The organism is Temperatibacter marinus, from assembly GCF_031598375.1.
GTDB lineage: Bacteria > Pseudomonadota > Alphaproteobacteria > Sphingomonadales > Kordiimonadaceae > Temperatibacter > Temperatibacter marinus.
Genome location: NZ_CP123872.1, coordinates 199,025 through 216,943, shown reverse-complemented (window position 1 = coordinate 216,943; position 17,919 = coordinate 199,025). Strand labels below are relative to the sequence as shown.

8 protein-coding genes are annotated in these 17,919 nt (G+C 44.6%); 6 read left to right on the top strand and 2 right to left on the bottom strand.

The features are described from left to right. Positions 1-156 precede the first annotated feature (156 nt). The 6 genes from QGN29_RS01010 to QGN29_RS00985 all read left to right on the top strand — a co-directional run bounded on the left by QGN29_RS01010 (position 157) and on the right by QGN29_RS00985 (position 15,170). Positions 157-1,098 carry a LysR substrate-binding domain-containing protein gene (locus QGN29_RS01010; protein ID WP_310798785.1) on the top strand — a complete coding sequence of 314 codons (942 nt, stop codon included), beginning with the start codon at positions 157-159 and terminating at the stop codon, positions 1,096-1,098. 443 nt (positions 1,099-1,541) lie between these two features. Continuing rightward, a complete protein-coding gene (locus tag QGN29_RS01005) occupies positions 1,542-9,143 on the top strand; it encodes an Ig-like domain-containing protein (RefSeq protein ID WP_310798784.1) in 7,602 nt (2,533 codons plus the stop codon). A gap of 67 nt (positions 9,144-9,210) precedes the next feature. Continuing rightward, positions 9,211-10,734, top strand: a complete 1,524-nt coding sequence (locus tag QGN29_RS01000) for a TolC family protein (RefSeq protein ID WP_310798782.1) — start codon at positions 9,211-9,213, stop codon at positions 10,732-10,734. A gap of 112 nt (positions 10,735-10,846) precedes the next feature. Continuing rightward, complete coding sequence (locus tag QGN29_RS00995; protein ID WP_310798781.1) at positions 10,847-11,701, top strand: efflux RND transporter periplasmic adaptor subunit; 855 nt, start codon at positions 10,847-10,849, stop codon at positions 11,699-11,701. Between the two features lie 2 nt (positions 11,702-11,703). Then, a complete protein-coding gene (locus QGN29_RS00990) occupies positions 11,704-13,071 on the top strand; it encodes an efflux RND transporter periplasmic adaptor subunit (RefSeq protein ID WP_310798778.1) in 1,368 nt (455 codons plus the stop codon). Positions 13,072-13,085: 14 nt separating this feature from the next. Continuing rightward, positions 13,086-15,170 (top strand): biotin/lipoyl-binding protein, encoded by a 2,085-nt coding sequence (locus QGN29_RS00985; RefSeq protein ID WP_310798777.1) that lies wholly within the window; start codon positions 13,086-13,088, stop codon positions 15,168-15,170. 118 nt (positions 15,171-15,288) lie between these two features. Here the strand turns inward: QGN29_RS00985 and QGN29_RS00980 are convergent, their stop codons facing one another. Both QGN29_RS00980 and QGN29_RS00975 read right to left on the bottom strand, forming a co-directional pair. Continuing rightward, a complete protein-coding gene (locus tag QGN29_RS00980) occupies positions 15,289-16,491 on the bottom strand; it encodes a ChaN family lipoprotein (protein WP_310798776.1) in 1,203 nt (400 codons plus the stop codon). A 177-nt stretch (positions 16,492-16,668) separates the two neighbouring features. Continuing rightward, entirely contained in the window at positions 16,669-17,901 is a 1,233-nt protein-coding gene (locus tag QGN29_RS00975) for an aromatic ring-hydroxylating oxygenase subunit alpha (RefSeq protein ID WP_310798775.1), read from the bottom strand. Positions 17,902-17,919: the final 18 nt, after the last annotated feature.

Here is a 17,919-nt window from a genome sequence, read left to right as displayed (position 1 = left end):
AGTGAGGAAGATCGTCTTAGCTCATAAAAAGGGATAGGTTTCGCCTGTCCCTTTATGCATTTATAGCCTGAAAAATGATAAATCAAATGTAACTAATCCGTGAATTTGACGCGGATTAGTGGTTCGCCTATCAAATGGATATAGTAAATTCTCTGAATGCAAAAATTGAATATTACGAATTTGTTTGGACCGCTCATGCAGAAGATTATCAATCATAAGAAAATCCCCCCCCTAAAGGCACTGAGAGGCTTTGAAGCCGCAACTCGCCACCAAAGTGTAAAAGACGCAGCCGAAGAGCTCTGTTTGACACATCCTGCTATTAGTCATCAAATTAAACAAATAGAGGAAGGTCTAGGGCTGTCCCTTTTTGCTCAGGAAGGCCGAAATATCATCTCTACGGATGAAGGTCGGCTTTTTTACCCTTATGTTCGCGCAGCCTTCGATTCCCTCATTGAAGGGGTTCATGCTGTAGAGCAGCATTCCCATGCGCGCCCCCTTGTCTTACAAAGCGATGTTACGGCCTCTCTTCGTTGGCTTGCGCGGCGCTTGCCTAAATTTTTAAGGGAATATCCTGATATTCCAATAAATTTATCGACCTCAGGCCATAATAATGTTTTTAACGAACTTTCCGCTGATGTGGGCCTCATCTATTTGGATAAGCCGTTAGATCATAAGAAGTATGAGTGGGTGCCTCTTTTTGATTGCACTTTATTTCCGGTTTGTAGCCCTATCTTCCGTAGTCAAATGGGGCATGGAATAACCCCTCATACTCTGCAAGGGTTTCCATTAATCTCATTATCGACTGAGGATCAATCTTGGAACCTTTGGTTTGAGAGTGCAGGTGTTGAGTTTCAAACGCAATCTATGTACTTGAAGGTTGATACATTGGCCGTCGCCTTGGAGATGGCGATTGATGGCCAGGGAATCGCTTTAGTGAATGGCCCATTTGTGAGTGAAGACATGAAAAAGGGCGCTCTTGTGCAGCCTGTTTCCCATGCAACCCTTTGTCAAGGCGGGTGGGGCTTTATTTGCAGAAAAGAACTAGCGCAATCAAATCGTATTAGAACCTTCATGAATTGGTTTAGAGGATATGAATAAATATCGTTATAAGTGTAAAAACTTGCAAGCCCTTCAAAAGAGGTAATTCCCTCTTAAGGAGTTTTTCTAAAATCCTCAAAAACCCCAATATAGTTTAAATCATTGTTATATAATAAATTTATTATTTTATAGTAATAAAGTCTTAACTCTTAAACCCTAAAAGAAGTTGGAAGTTATTATGTTTTACTGACAAACTATATCAGAAAAATAATACCATAGGTATAATTTAATAAGTGAAATTCGATGATTAATTATGAAGATTCAAATTAGTATATATATTTCACTTATTGATTGTATAAAATAACTTGAAGGTAGCGTTGTTAAAACCTAAATATCTAAAATGAGGTATAAGAAGTGATCTGAATTTATTGAACTGTCTAGTGATGGGGTCGCGAGTGTAGATAGTTTCAACCATGAGTGTTTTGAGTATATAGGAGCGATCTGTGAGCCAATCCGTCACGTTAAATAATTGCAAGTCTGTTGTCGAAAATAAGAAATCTAGGTTAAAATCTGAATCATCAAAAATTGCCCTCGAGCCCCGCCTGATGTTTGACGGGGCTATGGCAGCCACGGTTGATGAGTATGTTGAACCCCATCAAACAGTCGCTCTTGAGGAAATGAGTTCTTTCCCAAATGCTGCGCGTGGAAAAGTTTCAGAACCGGCTCTTCTCACTCATACGAAAGCGATGGCACAAGAGGTGACAGAAGAGGACAGCAATACTGGAATTGAAAGGAGCAATGCCGCTTCGCAAACCATCGACACAGGCGTTCCAACTCTGGTTATTTCCCTTGAGAAAACAGATTTAGCTTATGGAGAAAGTACAGTGGTTACTTTCGCCTTTGATGAACCTGTTACAGGATTTACTATTGAGGATATTCAAGTGTCTAATGGGATAATCGCGGATTTAGAACAAGACCCAGATAATCCATTACTCTATAGAGCGGTCTTTACAGCATCGAATGCTGCACCGTTGAGTGTTGGTGCTCAACAAGTATCTTCACCGGGCTTTACTATTGCCGTACCTGCAGGGGCCGTGTCAGATGCTGATGGGAATTCAAACCAAGTTACTGTGACGGCTCAATTTGCCTTAGGTATTGATACAGATGGAGACGGTGTCTTAGATTCAGTCGATATTGACGATGACAATGACGGTATCCTTGATGTGACTGAGGGCACGGACGATAATGATCTCGATGGTGTTATTAACTCGTTGGACTTAGACAGTGATAATGACGGTATCACAGATAATATAGAGTGGCAGTCCACAGCGGGATATATTGCGCCGAGCGGAGTTGATGCAGATGGTGACGGTCTTGATGATGCCTATGCTCATATACTTGTTACACCCCCGACATTGCATGACACAGATGGTAGAGGGTCTTCGGATTATTTGGACGGGGATAGCGATGAGGATGGCATTGGGGATCGTGTTGAGGGAGGCCTTTCCCTAACGCATGGGTGGACTGACACAGACGGAGATGGACTGCGTGATACTTATGAAGGCTCCGATATCAATGATGGCTATAATGTAAATGATGGTCAGTCGCCTGGTGTTATTCCCACTGTTGAGAATGATCAAAATGAGTATGATTTCCGTGAAGTGTCTAGCCTGTTAGATTTTGATGCAGGGACTTCTATGCTTGACTTTGCGGGGCACTATGAAACCAACTCTGTGGACCGAGAAGCTGTGTCGCTGATAGATCCCGATGATGGATATTCACTCAATTTGGAACATGATATTTACAAAGTCGACATCAAGACCACTGGGATCACGGATTATAATGCAGGGCAAAGTCGACCAAGCCTTTATATTTTTGATTCCAAAATGCCCGCGGATCTTCAGGTCGCAACCTCAAGAACTGTCAGTTATAATGGAGTAGACTACCGGGTTGAGTACGATGGTAGTGAAGGTATAACAATCGTCCGTGTAGATGGGAATAAATTTGATGAAGCTGGTCTTCGTGCCCTGATCGAACGGTTAGAGTATGAGCCTGAGTCTAATTTTAAACCCACCTCAGGGGATCGGACTTTTGCAGTGACTCTTTTGAACAGCAGCGATACGCCTGTTTCAAATACTGCGATTGCAACAGTTAAAGTTATTAATACACCCAAAGTGGTCATCTCTATGAGTGACCAAAACCTTTTGGCCGGAGAGACTGCAACGGTCACTTTCACTTTTGATAAATCCATATCTGGTTTTCTCCTGGGGGATCTAACAGCAGAGAATGGAACACTGTCTAACTTGGTGCAAGATGGATCAAATCCACTGGTTTATACGGCTACTTTTACGCCAGATGTGGATGTAGATGATAGTAGTAATGTGATTACCCTTGCTGAAGGCGGTGTGCTGGATCAAGATGGTATTGGCAATAAAGCAACCTCTGGTGACAATTATACGGTTGCTACATCCATTCCAGATGTAACCATCACGGTGGACGATACGGCCCTGAGTATTGGTGAGACAGCCACAGTGACCTTCACCTTTGATGAAGCGGTGACTGGCTTCACCCTCGCAGATGTGAGTGCCGAGAATGGCACGCTCTCCAACCTTGTGCAGGATGGCTCTAACCCACTGGTGTATACAGCCACATTAACACCGAATGCATCGGTAGAGGATAGCTCGAACGTGATCACTGTTGCGGCCAGTAGTGTCACAGATGCCTCGGGGAATACAAACGCTCAGTCGACAAGTGCGTCTTATGCTATTGACACTGACCGGCCTGATGTAACCATCACGGTGGACGATACGGCCCTGAGTATTGGTGAGACAGCCACAGTGACCTTCACCTTTGATGAAGCGGTGACTGGCTTTAGTCTAGGGGACATCTCAGCCGAGAATGGCACGCTCTCCAACCTTGTGCAGGACGGCTCTAACCCACTGGTGTATACAGCCACATTGACGCCGACGGCCTCTGTTGAAGACACGTCTAATGTCATCACTGTTGCTGCCAGTAGTGTTACAGATGCCTCGGGCAATGCCAACGCTCAGGCGACGAGTGCGTCTTATGCTATTGACACTGACCGGCCTGGTGTAACCATCACGGTGGACGATACATCCCTTACTGACGGTGAGACAGCCACGGTGACCTTCACCTTTGATGAAGCGGTGACTGGCTTTAGTCTAGGGGACATCTCAGCCGAGAATGGCACGCTCTCCAACCTTGTGCAGGACGGATCTAACCCACTGGTGTATACAGCCACATTGACGCCGACGGCCTCTGTTGAAGACACGTCTAATGTCATCACTGTTGCGGCCAGTAGTGTTACAGATGCCTCGGGGAATACCAACGCTCAGGCGACGAGTGTGTCTTATGCGGTTGACACTGACCGGCCTGGTGTAACCATCACGGTGGACGATACATCTCTGAGTATTGGTGAGACGACAACAGTGACCTTCACCTTTGATGAAGCGGTGAGCGGCTTCACCCTCGCAGATGTGAGTGCCGAGAATGGAACGCTCTCCAACCTTGTGCAGGACGGCTCTAACCCACTGGTGTATACAGCCACATTAACGCCGACGGCCTCTGTTGAAGACACGTCTAATGTCATCACTGTTGCGGCCAGTAGTGTCACAGATGCCTCGGGCAATGCCAACGCTCAGGCGACAAGTGCGTCTTATGCGGTTGACACTGACCGGCCTGGTGTAACCATCACGGTGGACGATACATCTCTGAGTATTGGTGAGACGACAACAGTGACCTTCACCTTTGATGAAGCGGTGACTGGCTTCACCCTCGCAGATGTGAGTGCCGAGAATGGCACGCTCTCCAACCTTGTGCAGGACGGCTCTAACCCACTGGTGTATACAGCCACATTAACGCCGACGGCCTCTGTTGAAGACACGTCTAATGTCATCACTGTTGCGGCCAGTAGTGTCACAGATGCCTCGGGCAATGCCAACGCTCAGGCGACAAGTGCGTCTTATGCGGTTGACACTGACCGGCCTGGTGTAACCATCACGGTGGACGATACATCTCTGAGTATTGGTGAGACGACAACAGTGACCTTCACCTTTGATGAAGCGGTGACTGGCTTCACCCTCGCAGATGTGAGTGCCGAGAATGGCACGCTCTCCAACCTTGTGCAGGACGGCTCTAACCCACTGGTGTATACAGCCACATTGACGCCGACGGCCTCTGTTGAAGACACGTCTAATGTCATCACTGTTGCGGCCAGTAGTGTCACAGATGCCTCGGGGAATACCAACGCTCAGGCGACAAGTGCGTCTTATGCGGTTGACACTGACCGGCCTGATGTAACCATCACGGTGGACGATACTGCCCTGAGTATTGGTGAGACGACAACAGTGACCTTCACCTTTGATGAAGCGGTGACTGGCTTCACCCTCGCAGATGTGAGTGCCGAGAATGGTGCGCTCTCCAACCTTGTGCAGGACGGCTCTAACCCACTGGTGTATACAGCCACATTAACGCCGACGGCCTCTGTTGAAGACACGTCTAATGTCATCACTGTTGCGGCCAGTAGTGTCACAGATGCCTCGGGGAATACCAACGCTCAGGCGACAAGTGCGTCTTATGCGGTTGACACTGACCGGCCTGATGTAACCATCACGGTGGACGATACTGCCCTGAGTATTGGTGAGACGACAACAGTGACCTTCACCTTTGATGAAGCGGTGACTGGCTTCACCCTCGCAGATGTGAGTGCCGAGAATGGTGCGCTCTCCAACCTTGTGCAGGACGGCTCTAACCCACTGGTGTATACAGCCACATTAACGCCGACGGCCTCTGTTGAAGACACGTCTAATGTCATCACTGTTGCGGCCAGTAGTGTTACAGATGCCTCGGGGAATACCAACGCTCAGGCGACAAGTGCGTCTTATGCTATTGACACTGACCGGCCTGGTGTAACCATCACGGTGGACGATACTGCCCTGAGTATTGGTGAGACGACAACAGTGACCTTCACCTTTGATGAAGCGGTGACTGGCTTCACCCTCGCAGATGTGAGTGCCGAGAATGGCACGCTCTCCAACCTTGTGCAGGACGGCTCTAACCCACTGGTGTATACAGCCACATTAACGCCGACGGCCTCTGTTGAAGACACGTCTAATGTCATCACTGTTGCGGCCAGTAGTGTCACAGATGCCTCGGGGAATACCAACGCTCAGGCGACGAGTGTGTCTTATGCGGTTGACACTGACCGGCCTGGTGTAACCATCACGGTGGACGATACATCTCTGAGTATTGGTGAGACGACAACAGTGACCTTCACCTTTGATGAAGCGGTGACTGGCTTCACCCTCGCAGATGTGAGTGCCGAGAATGGCACGCTCTCCAACCTTGTGCAGGACGGCTCTAACCCACTGGTGTATACAGCCACATTGACGCCGACGGCCTCTGTTGAAGACACGTCTAATGTCATCACTGTTGCGGCCAGTAGTGTCACAGATGCCTCGGGGAATACCAACGCTCAGGCGACGAGTGCGTCTTATGCTATTGACACTGACCGGCCTGGTGTGATGATTACAATGGACGATGTGAGTTTGTCTTCTGGGGAACGTTCTATCGTAACTATTTCATTTGATGAAGAAGTAACGGGACTTACACTTGAGGATTTGCTGGCTGAAAATGGCGTCTTAAGTAACCTGCAACAAGATCCGATAAATTCTCGTGTCTATACTGCAATCTTTACACCGGACAATCATAGGGAAGAGACGGACAACCTGATCATGTTGAAGGCAGGATCAGTCTGGGATGCTAATAATAATCAAAATGGTAACTCTTTTGGCCCTACCTATTCAATTGATACGCTTGATCCGACAGCACCCCGAATGGAAACGGAAATAACACAGGACCCAACCCCTCTTATAACAGGCACAACAGAGCCAGGCACAGCCTTGTCCATAACCGTAGACGGCAAGACTTATACGTCACAGTCAGGTCAGGTTGTGATTGATAATCTAGGTAATTGGTCTTTGACTATTCCTGAAGAACATGCATTACCGGACGGGACTATTCCAACTTATATCACTGCAATTGATCAAGCAGGCAATCGAGAAACCACTCAAGAGTCGTTCATTGTGGATTCCATAAAGCCTACAGTTTTAATCGCTGTAGAGAATGATTTGATCGGAAAAGGGGAGACCTCTGAGATAACCTTTACTTTCGACGAAGTTGTTTCAGGCTTTGAACTGTCGGACATAATTGTAGAGCATGGGTCTTTGTCTAATCTTGTTCAGGATCCCTTAAATCCTTTGGTGTATCACGCGAGTTTTACGCCTGATCAAGATGTTCAAGAAAGTGAAGGGATAATTCTTGTTAGAGAAGGCGCTGTGTTTGATCAGGCAGGAAATGATAATGACGTTGCTCAAAGCCTGACATATCTGGTGGATACTATTCCTCCAGAAGGTCTAGAAATTGTTGACCAATTGACAAACGACAACACACCTTTAATTACCGGAAAGACAGAAATTGGATCTGAAGTTTCAATAAGGATCAAAGGGGAAAGCTACCATTCTGTTGACGGTGATGTTGTGATTGATAAAGATGGAAATTGGCGATTACGTCTCCCTGAAGATCAGAAGTTATCGGATGGGGTTCATTCAATTGAGCTGATTGCTCGTGATAAAGTCGGAAATGAAGCGGCTGTTAAGGGGCAGATAAAAGTAGACACCACAGCACCAAACGACCCCTCTGTTGATGAGTTAATCACTAGAGACCGCTCGCCTATTGTGACAGGCAAAGCACCTATTGGTACCGATGTGAATGTAGTCATTGATGGAATCACCTATTCTTCAAAGGAAGGTGAGGTTACTGTAGATGAAGAAGGTGGGTGGTCTGTTGATTTACCTGAAGAACATTCACTTGATGACGGATCTTGTGCTGTTGATGTGACTGCAATTGATGAGGCTGGAAACAGCAGTCATCATCAAGATAATATTGTTATTGATACTCAAGGCCCTTCAGTTGTCATTGCTCTTGAAAAAACTGATTTGAAAGAGGGGGATCAGTCGCGGGTTACCTTTACTTTTGATGAGCGCCCCTATGGCTTTTCTCTTGACGATATTCACACTGAGGGAGGATCTTTAAGTGATTTGAAGGCTACTGATGACCCAAATGTCTTTACGGCAACTTTATCGCCCGAACCGAAAGAAGTGCAGCAAAATAGTAAGCTCACAATAGCTGCGGGTTCAGTTGAAGATGCTCTAGGCAATCTAATTGAAGAGACATCCAGTGATGGTTATTCTGTCGATGCAGAAGAGCACACCTATCTTTACGAGGATTATAGTAAGTGGAATGACCTTCCTCCTATAGACCGGTCAGCATATCTTTGGCACCACGATTCTGCTAACCTTGAGAGCCTTCATAGCGATCTCTCACTAGTTCAAGAGAGCAATGGCTATGGAAATCAATTGGCTCAAAATGGTCTGATTGAAATTCAATTTGATCAAGAGGATAAGCCTTCTTCGCTGTCTCGCTTTTTAATTGCGGATATTCAGTTCGACAAAATCGATATGGTCAAATCCGTTGACCTGATTAAAGCAGAAGTCATGCTTTCCGTTGATGGAGGCGGGCGTGTCGGTGCGCTCATAATAGAGAATGTCCCAGACGGGATAGAAGTCACGTTTGATCAGGAAACAGGCCTTCTCTCTATCGTCGGGGTTGCGAGCCTCACTGATTATGAAAAAATTATCCAACAAGTGAAATTTGAAGGTCAAATGGACCTGATTTCTGAGAAAAACTACCGTCTAGAAATTAAAATCACGACAATAGATGGGGATGTCTATCTTGGCATGAAGGAAAAGCGATTGGAGGAAGATGCAGGTCAAACATCTGATGTTTTATCTGGTGCTTTACGACAGCAGGAGAGCAGTCATCTCCAAAAGGTTGATCATATTGTTGCTATCGCAACGGCTACAATTGAAGACCAAACCAAAAGAGAAAGTATCTTCCCTCAAGAAGAGCTAGTTACTCTACAAGGGGAAAGATTAAAATTCTCAGATCAAATTTTACAGAGTTCAAACCAGTTTGAGTTCAAACGCGATTTAATCCTGGACAAAAATCAGCGAGAGGTTGCCTAGGGTTGTTTAACTGCAGAAGCTTTGGGGAGCTTTTTTTAAATTATTGTTACGAGTTAGGAGTATGCACATGGTGTGTAATATTAAGAAATTAAAACAGTTTGGGGCACTTGCAGGACTTTTTCTTCTGTCTGCATGTGCGGTTTCACCCGAGCCGAATAAAATGGCAGACATTCAAAAGCGGGTCGATTTTGATTTGCACTATATTTTTAGTCAACAAGAGGAAATTACAGGGCCTCTGCGGTTGGAAGATGTCATAGCGAGAGCCTTTAAATATAATCTTGATCATCAGTTGAAGTTGATGGAGAAAGCCTTAGCACATGGCCAGTTAGGCTTGGTTAAAAAGGAAATGTTACCTCAGTTGATGTCGAATGCAGGCTACACATTGAGAAATAACAATCCTGGCGGGGTGTCTGAAAATTTAACCACAGGCAGTATTGGGTCATCAAATAGCATTTCCCAAGAGCGAGATATATTATCATCTGGATTGACTTTTTCCTGGGATGCCTTGGATTTTGGTGTTTCTTATTTACGCGCCAAACAATCTGCTAATGATGTGCTGATTGCTCAGGAGAGAAAGCGCAAGGTCTTTAACAACATCATTACAGAAATCACAGAAGCTTATTGGGCCGCTGTAGCCACACAGCGGTGGTTGGCAAAAATTGATGAGCTTTTAATTACAGCTGAGCAAGCTCTAAAAACGGCTCAGAAGGTTGAGAGGAAGACATTGTCCAATACTCTTGATAACCTAAATTATCAACAAGGTATCTTACTCACAATACAAGAGTTGAAGTCTGTTCGCCATGACCTCAAAGAGAAGAAAACCATTCTGGCAGCACGCATGAATTTACGGCCAGGACTGGAATTCACGCTAGAAGATGAGGAGATGGATATACCAATTCCTACATTATCGGAGACCATAGAGGAATTAGAAATGCAAGCGCTTCTAAATTTACCTGAATTGCGAGAAGAGGATTATATTGCTGAAAATAATCGATTGATGGCACGTCAACGGCTATTAAAGCTGTTCCCTAGCTTGAAGTTGAATAGCTCAGTGAGCTATAATTCCAATAAATATCTCTACAATGATACTTGGCTGCAAGCAGGGGTCAATCTCTCATACAATATCATGAATTTATTCTCGATAGGAAGCATACAAGAGACAAAGGAGCTTCAAGAGAAGGTCGATAATCTTCGCCGTCAAAGCCTCTCAATGGCAAGTTTAGCCAAGCTGCATATTTCTCTTCAGCAATTTGAGATAAAAAAATCTGATTATATCCTTTCTGCTGAGATAGCTGACGTTAATAACAAAATTAGACATCATGAGCTGGGCATGAAGCTGGCTTCAAGGTCCACAGGGTTGGCAGTAATCAGAACGCAATTACATAATCTGCTAGCGAATATTAAGCGTGATCAAGCTTACTCAAAAATGCTCGCTGCCTACAGTCGATTGAAAATCTCATCTGGAGAAGGATATAAGCTGCAAGGACTAGGGCATGATCTCACTACGCTTTCTAGTCAAATCGGTGAAATGTTGGATAAGCCTCAAGAGGATCTTGCACCAATAAAAGTAAGACAATCCGCTAGCCGGTGAAACTAAACAACAAAGGATCAGTCTGACGTATTTTGGCTGGTCCTTAATGGCTTTAACAAGGTAAGAGTTTAGCTATCAAATGAACTGAGATGTGCTTAGTAAGAGAGGTTTTATGGTTTTGAAAGTCCCCCATCGCTGCAATCGAAAGACCTGTAGTGGATATTTGAGTGACTTGGAAGAGAGAAGGCCTATTTCCATCTTAGTGAATATTCTGATCAATGGGCGTCTTCAGCAGCTTCTTTTTTGCTCTTTTTTGGGATTTCTTGTTCTACCCATGACAGGAGCCCAAGCCCAAGATCATACGGTCAGGGCGCTCGTTGAAGCAGCTCAATCAGCGACACTCTCATCAAAATATGCTGGGACGATAGTTCACTATCCCTCAGAATTAGGAACCCCCTTTAAGAAAGGGGATCCGCTTGTTGTTTTTTCATGTGAGGAACCTTTAGCGAGCCTTCAAATATCTAAAGGCGAGCGGGATTCTGCTCGTGCAACTCTTAAGACAGAGCAGGAATTATTAGAGTATGATTCTGGAAGTGAGTATAATATTCAGCTAGCTGAAGCAGCTCTTACTCAGGCAGAAGGGCAGTATGAATTAAGTCAATTACGTGTTAAGGATTGCTCCATACAAGCACCTTTTTCAGGTCAGATCATTAAGAGATATTCTCGGCGTTTTCAGACGGCAAGTCCCGGCGACCCTTTGCTAGACCTCGTGAATAATTCTAAATTGTTTATAAAAGCCTTTCTACCGTCTCATTTATTTACAAAAGCATCCATCGGCATGGATGTCTTCATTCAACTTGATGAAATTGAGGGCCTGTTTCAGGCACGGTTGCAGTATAAAAATCCTTATATTGACCCAGCCAGCCAAACGTTTGAAATTCGGGCGAAGATCCTTCACCCTCCAAAAGCACTCGTTTCAGGAATGAGTGGTGTTTTAAAGGTAATGCCAGCAAATAGGAAGGAATAGAGGTGCAGAAGAAGTCTGAAAATATTCTTGCCTCTCTTGTTGTGATTGAGCAGGAAGCACGTGCAGCGGATAGTATAGAAGCACTTGGATTTGTTATAACAAATCGCACTTTTGAGGTGTCGCCATATTCCCTCGGGATGCTTTGGTTGAATGATCCTATGAAAGGGGTTCGTCTTGCAAGTGCTTCAGGTGTTGTAAACATCGAAGAAAATACGCCCTTTTTACAGTTTATGACGGCTGTGCATGATTATATTTTAACCATTAAAGAAGATTTGCTCACGGGAACATCTTTTGGTCTTGAGCGTGAGAGCTTGCCAGAAACTTTACAGGAAAGAGCAAAGGAATGGTTGTCGCCCAATATTCTGTTGTTACCATTATGTGACCGCGATGGTCTGTGTCTTGGGATATTGACCCTTACTAGGGATAAAGACTGGCGTGACCATGAAAGAGCGCTATTGGATCTCTTGATACAATCTTATGGACATTGCTTGTGGGCTTTTCAACAACGAAAAGTGTCACAAAAAATGACTCTAAAGAAACTATTGCAGTCAAAGAAAGTCGTAACGGCTTGTGTGGCATTTTTTATCATTCTTCTCTTTCCTTTTCGTCAGTCTGTGGTGGTCTCTGCAGAAGTTGGCGCGATCAATCCAACAGCGATAACAGCGACGGCTGATGTGCCGATCGGCGAGATAAAGGTCTTTCCAAATCAGGTCGTTAAAAAAAATGATATATTATTCATTCTAGATGAGGCGCGGCATACAAGCCGTTACAACGTTCTTGTAAAGACGCTTGAGGTGACAAAGGCTGATCTACTGCGGGTCAGGCAGCAGGGTTTTTTTGATGAGAGATCCCGCGCCGAAATTAAGAGTTTAGAAGCCAAGATCTTGCAGCACGAAGCAGAAATTGATCATGTTGAACAGATACTTACAGATTTAACAGTGCGCGCACCGCACGATGGAGTTGTACTATTTCCGAGTCCTCAAGATTTGCTTGGCAAGCCTGTGGTTGTTGGTGAGCAGGTAATGCTCCTCTCAAATCCCAATAAAGTAGAATTGATCGCCTGGTTGCCTGCTGCTGATGCCATCACCCTAAAGAAGGGAGCTGATCTTTCCTTAACGCTGCACATTTCGCCGTTGAATTCTTATCAGGCAAGGCTCGCAACAGCCGCTTATCAAGCAGAGATCTCCCCAGATGGCATAGCTGCTTATCGACTGAAAGCCGATTTTGTTGGCAAGTCTGAGGCAGAACAACAATTGCAGCCCCGATTGGGATTAAAAGGGTCAGCGCGATTATATGGTGATCGAATGCCTCTCTTATATCAAGCTATGCGCCGCCCTCTTTATTGGGTCCGGCAGAAACTTGCGTTATAGACGTGTTGCAAACTATGGCATTCCTCCCTGAAATCCGGGAGAATATTGATTTAGTTGACGCTGGCTACGATACAATGGGCGCACCTCAATGGCGGTTACATGATCCCATTCGAAACCGATTTTTCCAGATAGGGTGGGTAGAATATAATTTGCTCCGCTTTTGGGGCCGAATGACACCAGAACAATTGCTTGAAAAAGTATCTGGCAGGGCTGCTCTTTCCCTAGAAATGGATGATATTGAAGAAATGATAGAGTTCATCACGACAAATCAATTAATTAAGACACAGACATATGAAGAAGTCAGTCATCTAAAATCGCTTGCGCCCCCTAAAAAAAGTAAACTCAATTGGGCTCTGCACAATTATCTATTTCTACGCATTCATTTATATTCTCCCGATGCATTATATTCAGCCTTGCATCGGAAATTAGCCTTTCTTTACTCACCATTTTTTCTTCTCATAGCATGCCTTACTGGATGTATCTCTTTAATAGGTCTTAGCAGACAGTGGGATAGCTTCTCAGCAACATTTAGCTATTTATTTACCACCGAAGGTCTCGTCTTGAGTTTTCTAGCTTTGGGATTTAGCAAAATTTGTCATGAGATTGGTCATGGACTGACGGCTAAGCACTTTGGACTTAGAGTTTCTAGTACTGGGGTTGCCTTTATTGTGCTCTGGCCTGTTCTCTTCACAGATCTAGGAGAAATTTGGCGATTAAAATCTCATCACAAAAGACTTATGATTAGTGCAGGGGGAGTCCTTGCAGAAGCCCTTTTGGCTATCGTGAGTATTTCTTTTTGGCTTCTCTTGGATGATGGCCCTCTGCGTAGTGCTTTTTTCATTCAAGCAACGCTTGCTTTGGCGATGACTTTACTCATTAACCTCAATCCTTTTATGCGCTTTGATGGCTATTATTTGTTGGCAGATGCAACGAATACACTCAACCTTCAGGATCGGTCTTTCGCAGCCGCACGTTCTTGGCTTCGAGGAGCTATAGGTCTGGTTGAAATTAAACAGAAAAAGTCAAAAGCTTTGATCGTATTTGGGCTTGGTACATGGGTTTATAGGTTTTTCCTTTTTTTAGGAATTGCCATCCTTGTTTATTTTCTTTTTCCAAAAATTATCGGTACCTTTCTCGCGGTTGTTGAATTGGCTTGGTTTATCGGTATGCCTGTGTGGAAGGAAATATCAGTTTGGCATGAGAGGAGACAGGAGTTTAAAAACTCTTCCAAAGTGAAGGGAATACTCTGTCTAGTGATGCTACTCTGTGTTTTGCTCTTGCCTCTTAGAACAACAGTCGATGTTCCAGCTGTTTTGATTGCTGTTGAAGAGAGTAGAATATACGCCACATCTAGCGGTGAGGTCATCGCTGTAACGGCGGTGAACGGACAATCCGTCGAGGCTGGGGATGTTTTACTTCGGATAAAATCCAATGACTTGGAGGCTGAGCTAGAGTCAAATTTTGCAGAAGAAAAGGCTATCAAAGCTCAATTAATAACAATAGCTTACGATGAAGACGCTAAGGCTGAAAGGAAAAGTATCACAGAAAAATTGGGGCGACTATATGCCAATAGGCGCATAATAAAAGAAGCTTTAGACCGGCTAATAATTGCGGCGCCTATAACTGGGTACGTAAGGGATTGGCCGACTATAATTAAAGAGGGACAAGCGATCAAGAAAGACACGCCTCTTGGGGTAATCTCTGGTAAGAAAGGGAGTAAAATTGTTGGTTATGTTCATGAAACTGATTTTAGCAAAATATCTAAGGCCGCATCGATGCTCTTTTATCCTGATAACATGACTTTCCCGGTCCTGAAGGGCACAGTTAGCGCTCGGGGAATTTCTACATCTGATATTTTGGAAGAGATCGTACTTGCCTCTGACGCCGGGGGCGTACTACCCGTTCGGGACGTTGATGGGCTTTATCAGCATCATAGTGCTGTATACCGTGTTGAGTTTTCTTTGGAAGGGGATAGAATGGGGCAACAGTTACATGATACCATTGTGGGCACTGCGGTCGTCAATGTAGACCCCTATAGCTATTTAGAAGGCTTCATACGTTCTTTCATAGTTATGCTTAACAATGAATTTGAATTTTAATGGCTTCTTTTGACAAAGAAAGTTCAAAGGAAATCTAAACTGACTAGGATCTCGCTGTTCTTGAAAATGGATACAGAGAGGCAATCTTTTCAATGCCTCTCAATGATTCTTGGGTCTCTTAGTCTGTCTTGCCATAAGGGCACTGGTTTGACTTTCTTTTTGCTATGACACTGCTCACAAAAGCTTTTTCATTCTCTGGTTTTAAAGTCCCTTTTGGTGTGCTGTTGATCATGAGGATGAATGTGCCAGCTTTTACATCATTTTCGTTTAGAGTAAGAGACATCTTATCTTTCATTTGCTTTGGGGCGATCACTGCTATTTTAAGCTCAGGCATCCTAAGTTTTAACCGTTCCACCGTGCCCATGAAGTCATCAGAATGAAAGGCACCATCCAGATGCATCACTTGTCTACCCTCATTCTCTTTTAAGTGCAGAGCAATACTTTCTGCCATTGTGTCATCTCTTAAGACTTGACCTGCATAACTATTCATTACCCGAGTAAAAGCAGATTTTGCCTTGCCACCTATTTTAGCCTTGCTCCCTATTTTAGCCTTGCGGGGAGTTTTGGAGTTCGCCTGTGATGATCCTGTAGAATGAGGCTTTCGTGGTGTATGAACTACTGCAGAACTGGAGCTTTTTTCTCCTTGGTCCATCTTTCCGTGGCTCGTCTTCCCGTGTTTGGGTTTACCGTGGGTGCTGCTGCCCATTGCGAATTTCATGTATTTATTAAAATAAGCGCTCCCCGTTTGTAGGTTAAGGGTCTTAGCTGCCCAGCCGCGATCTGGTTGTGGGAGTGTATCAAGAATTTCAAGCCCTTCCTTGCCTACACAGACAACTATGGGAATTGGGACTTCAGCAGCGATCACCGGTAATTTATTTTCTTTAGCGAATTCGACCAACGGCCTGTAGCTGGTTAAATAATTATCCCAAGCCTCTCCTTTTGTTCTCAGAGTCCATTCACCAATTTCCCCCTTTAAGTAAGCGTCGACAACAGGCTGCTTGTCACGGTTAAACTGTTCCATAGAGAGGGTGAGATTTTGGTTTTGACGATAGAGGGCTTCGAACAGCAGAGCTTGGGCTAGATGATTACCTGGATGTCTGTGGTTTTCTCCGAAGAAAATCACATCATAGTCCTTCAATTTTTCAGCTGCATTCGCTATGGACATTTCTTTGGGATCTGCTTTGCCGCCGTCCGTATGAATGAGTTTGAAGTCATAAAACCCCCCGAGTTGCCCTGAAATGGTGTGGTCATTTGTCTCAACTCCGCCTACAGGTAGCGTTATACACGTCAATGCAAGAGCCAATGATTGTAATAGTTTCATCTGCTTGTCCCCAATTTTGTCCCTAATTTTGTCCCTAATTTTGTCAGCGCTTTTTATTGTGGCACGAGTGTAGTGCGAGCACAGTTGTATGCTGCACCTTATAAAAGGCCCAATACGGCAGGCCCATGATATGCGTCAATGAGTGAAATGAATTTTTCGCACACGAAAAAATATTTCCTAATCTTTATGGAGTTGATCCAGATACCAATGAGAAAAACGATCCACTAAATATTCCATTTTAGAAAGCGGGCCTGGTTTATAGAGGCGGCTGTTAATCCCCTTCTGATTATCTACAATAATACGCTCGTCGGCCAAGGTAGTTTCATGCCAGAGCCATGTAAGCTCATCGATTTTGTAATCAAAGCCTTCTTCCGCATCTGACCGAACTAACCAGTAAATATCACATTGACTAGTGTCAGGTCCCGTTGGTGTAAAAACGTAAATTACAGCATGATCATTATAGATAAGGAAATAGGTAAAGGGACCGATATTTAAATCTGAGGCACCATGGTCAAAACCTTTTAAGGAGCCGAGAAGAGGGGCTATGGGCTCTCCGCTCTGGCTGCCAGTTTGATGAGTTTCAAAGAGTGCATAACGCGAGTAGCCATATTGCTCTTGCCCAGTTTCTTGGTGATCCCATTGCTGATCAATTTCATAGTGTTTCAAACCACAAGCTGCCATTTTGTCTAACATGGGTTGTTGATAGTTGTCGAACTGATGCTCAGGAACAGTCAGTGTATGCATCTGGGCATATTCAGGGTGCGACGGAGTACAGTGGTAACATTCTTGATAATTTTCTAGCGTTACTTTCCAATTCGCTGCGATAGGATAGCTCCGATGAACTGCGACTTTTGTTGCTTCAAAGTCAAAGAGTGTGAGAGGGCCTTTTAATTCCTCTCTAGCACGGTCTAGCTTGTTGGGTGTGGGACTGAAATTAACAAATATAAGGCCATCAATGATTTCAATTGCACAGGGATGAAGCGAAAAATCTTCAGGGGAAAAGTCTTGCCCCATGCTCCGTTTTGTCATGAGCTTGCCGTCAAGCTTGTAAGTCCAGGCATGATAGGGACAGGTGAATCCTTTTACTGAACCCTTACTTTCTTTGCAGAGAATTGACCCTCTGTGCCGGCAAACATTGTAAAAGGCTTCAATGACATTTTCGCTGCTACGGACAATGATGGCTGTTTCGTCAAGAAGGGTATAAAGAAAATAATCGCCCACCCCTGGGATGTCATTCACATGACCTGCAAAGATCCAACTATTGTAAAATATTGCTTCTTTTTCTTGTTCATAGATCGCAGGGTCTTTATAGGCACGACGGGGTAGTGACCAGCCAGGTTGGCTGCCATCTGCCCTGCGGGGACGAGACGCATAATCCCCCATTGATGCTCGTTTTTCCTGGACCTTCATTTTATACTCTTTGTTTCC

Bases quoted from the DNA above. Each gene is read 5' to 3' on its own strand.
- QGN29_RS01010 (WP_310798785.1), top strand. From the start codon at position 157: ATGCAAAAATTGAATATTACGAATTTGTTTGGACCGCTCATGCAGAAG.
- QGN29_RS01000 (WP_310798782.1), top strand. From the start codon at position 9,211: ATGGTGTGTAATATTAAGAAATTAAAACAGTTTGGGGCACTTGCAGGA.
- QGN29_RS00995 (WP_310798781.1), top strand. From the start codon at position 10,847: ATGGTTTTGAAAGTCCCCCATCGCTGCAATCGAAAGACCTGTAGTGGA.
- QGN29_RS00985 (WP_310798777.1), top strand. From the start codon at position 13,086: ATGGCATTCCTCCCTGAAATCCGGGAGAATATTGATTTAGTTGACGCT.
- QGN29_RS00980 (WP_310798776.1), bottom strand. From the start codon at position 16,491: ATGAAACTATTACAATCATTGGCTCTTGCATTGACGTGTATAACGCTA.
- QGN29_RS00975 (WP_310798775.1), bottom strand. From the start codon at position 17,901: ATGAAGGTCCAGGAAAAACGAGCATCAATGGGGGATTATGCGTCTCGT.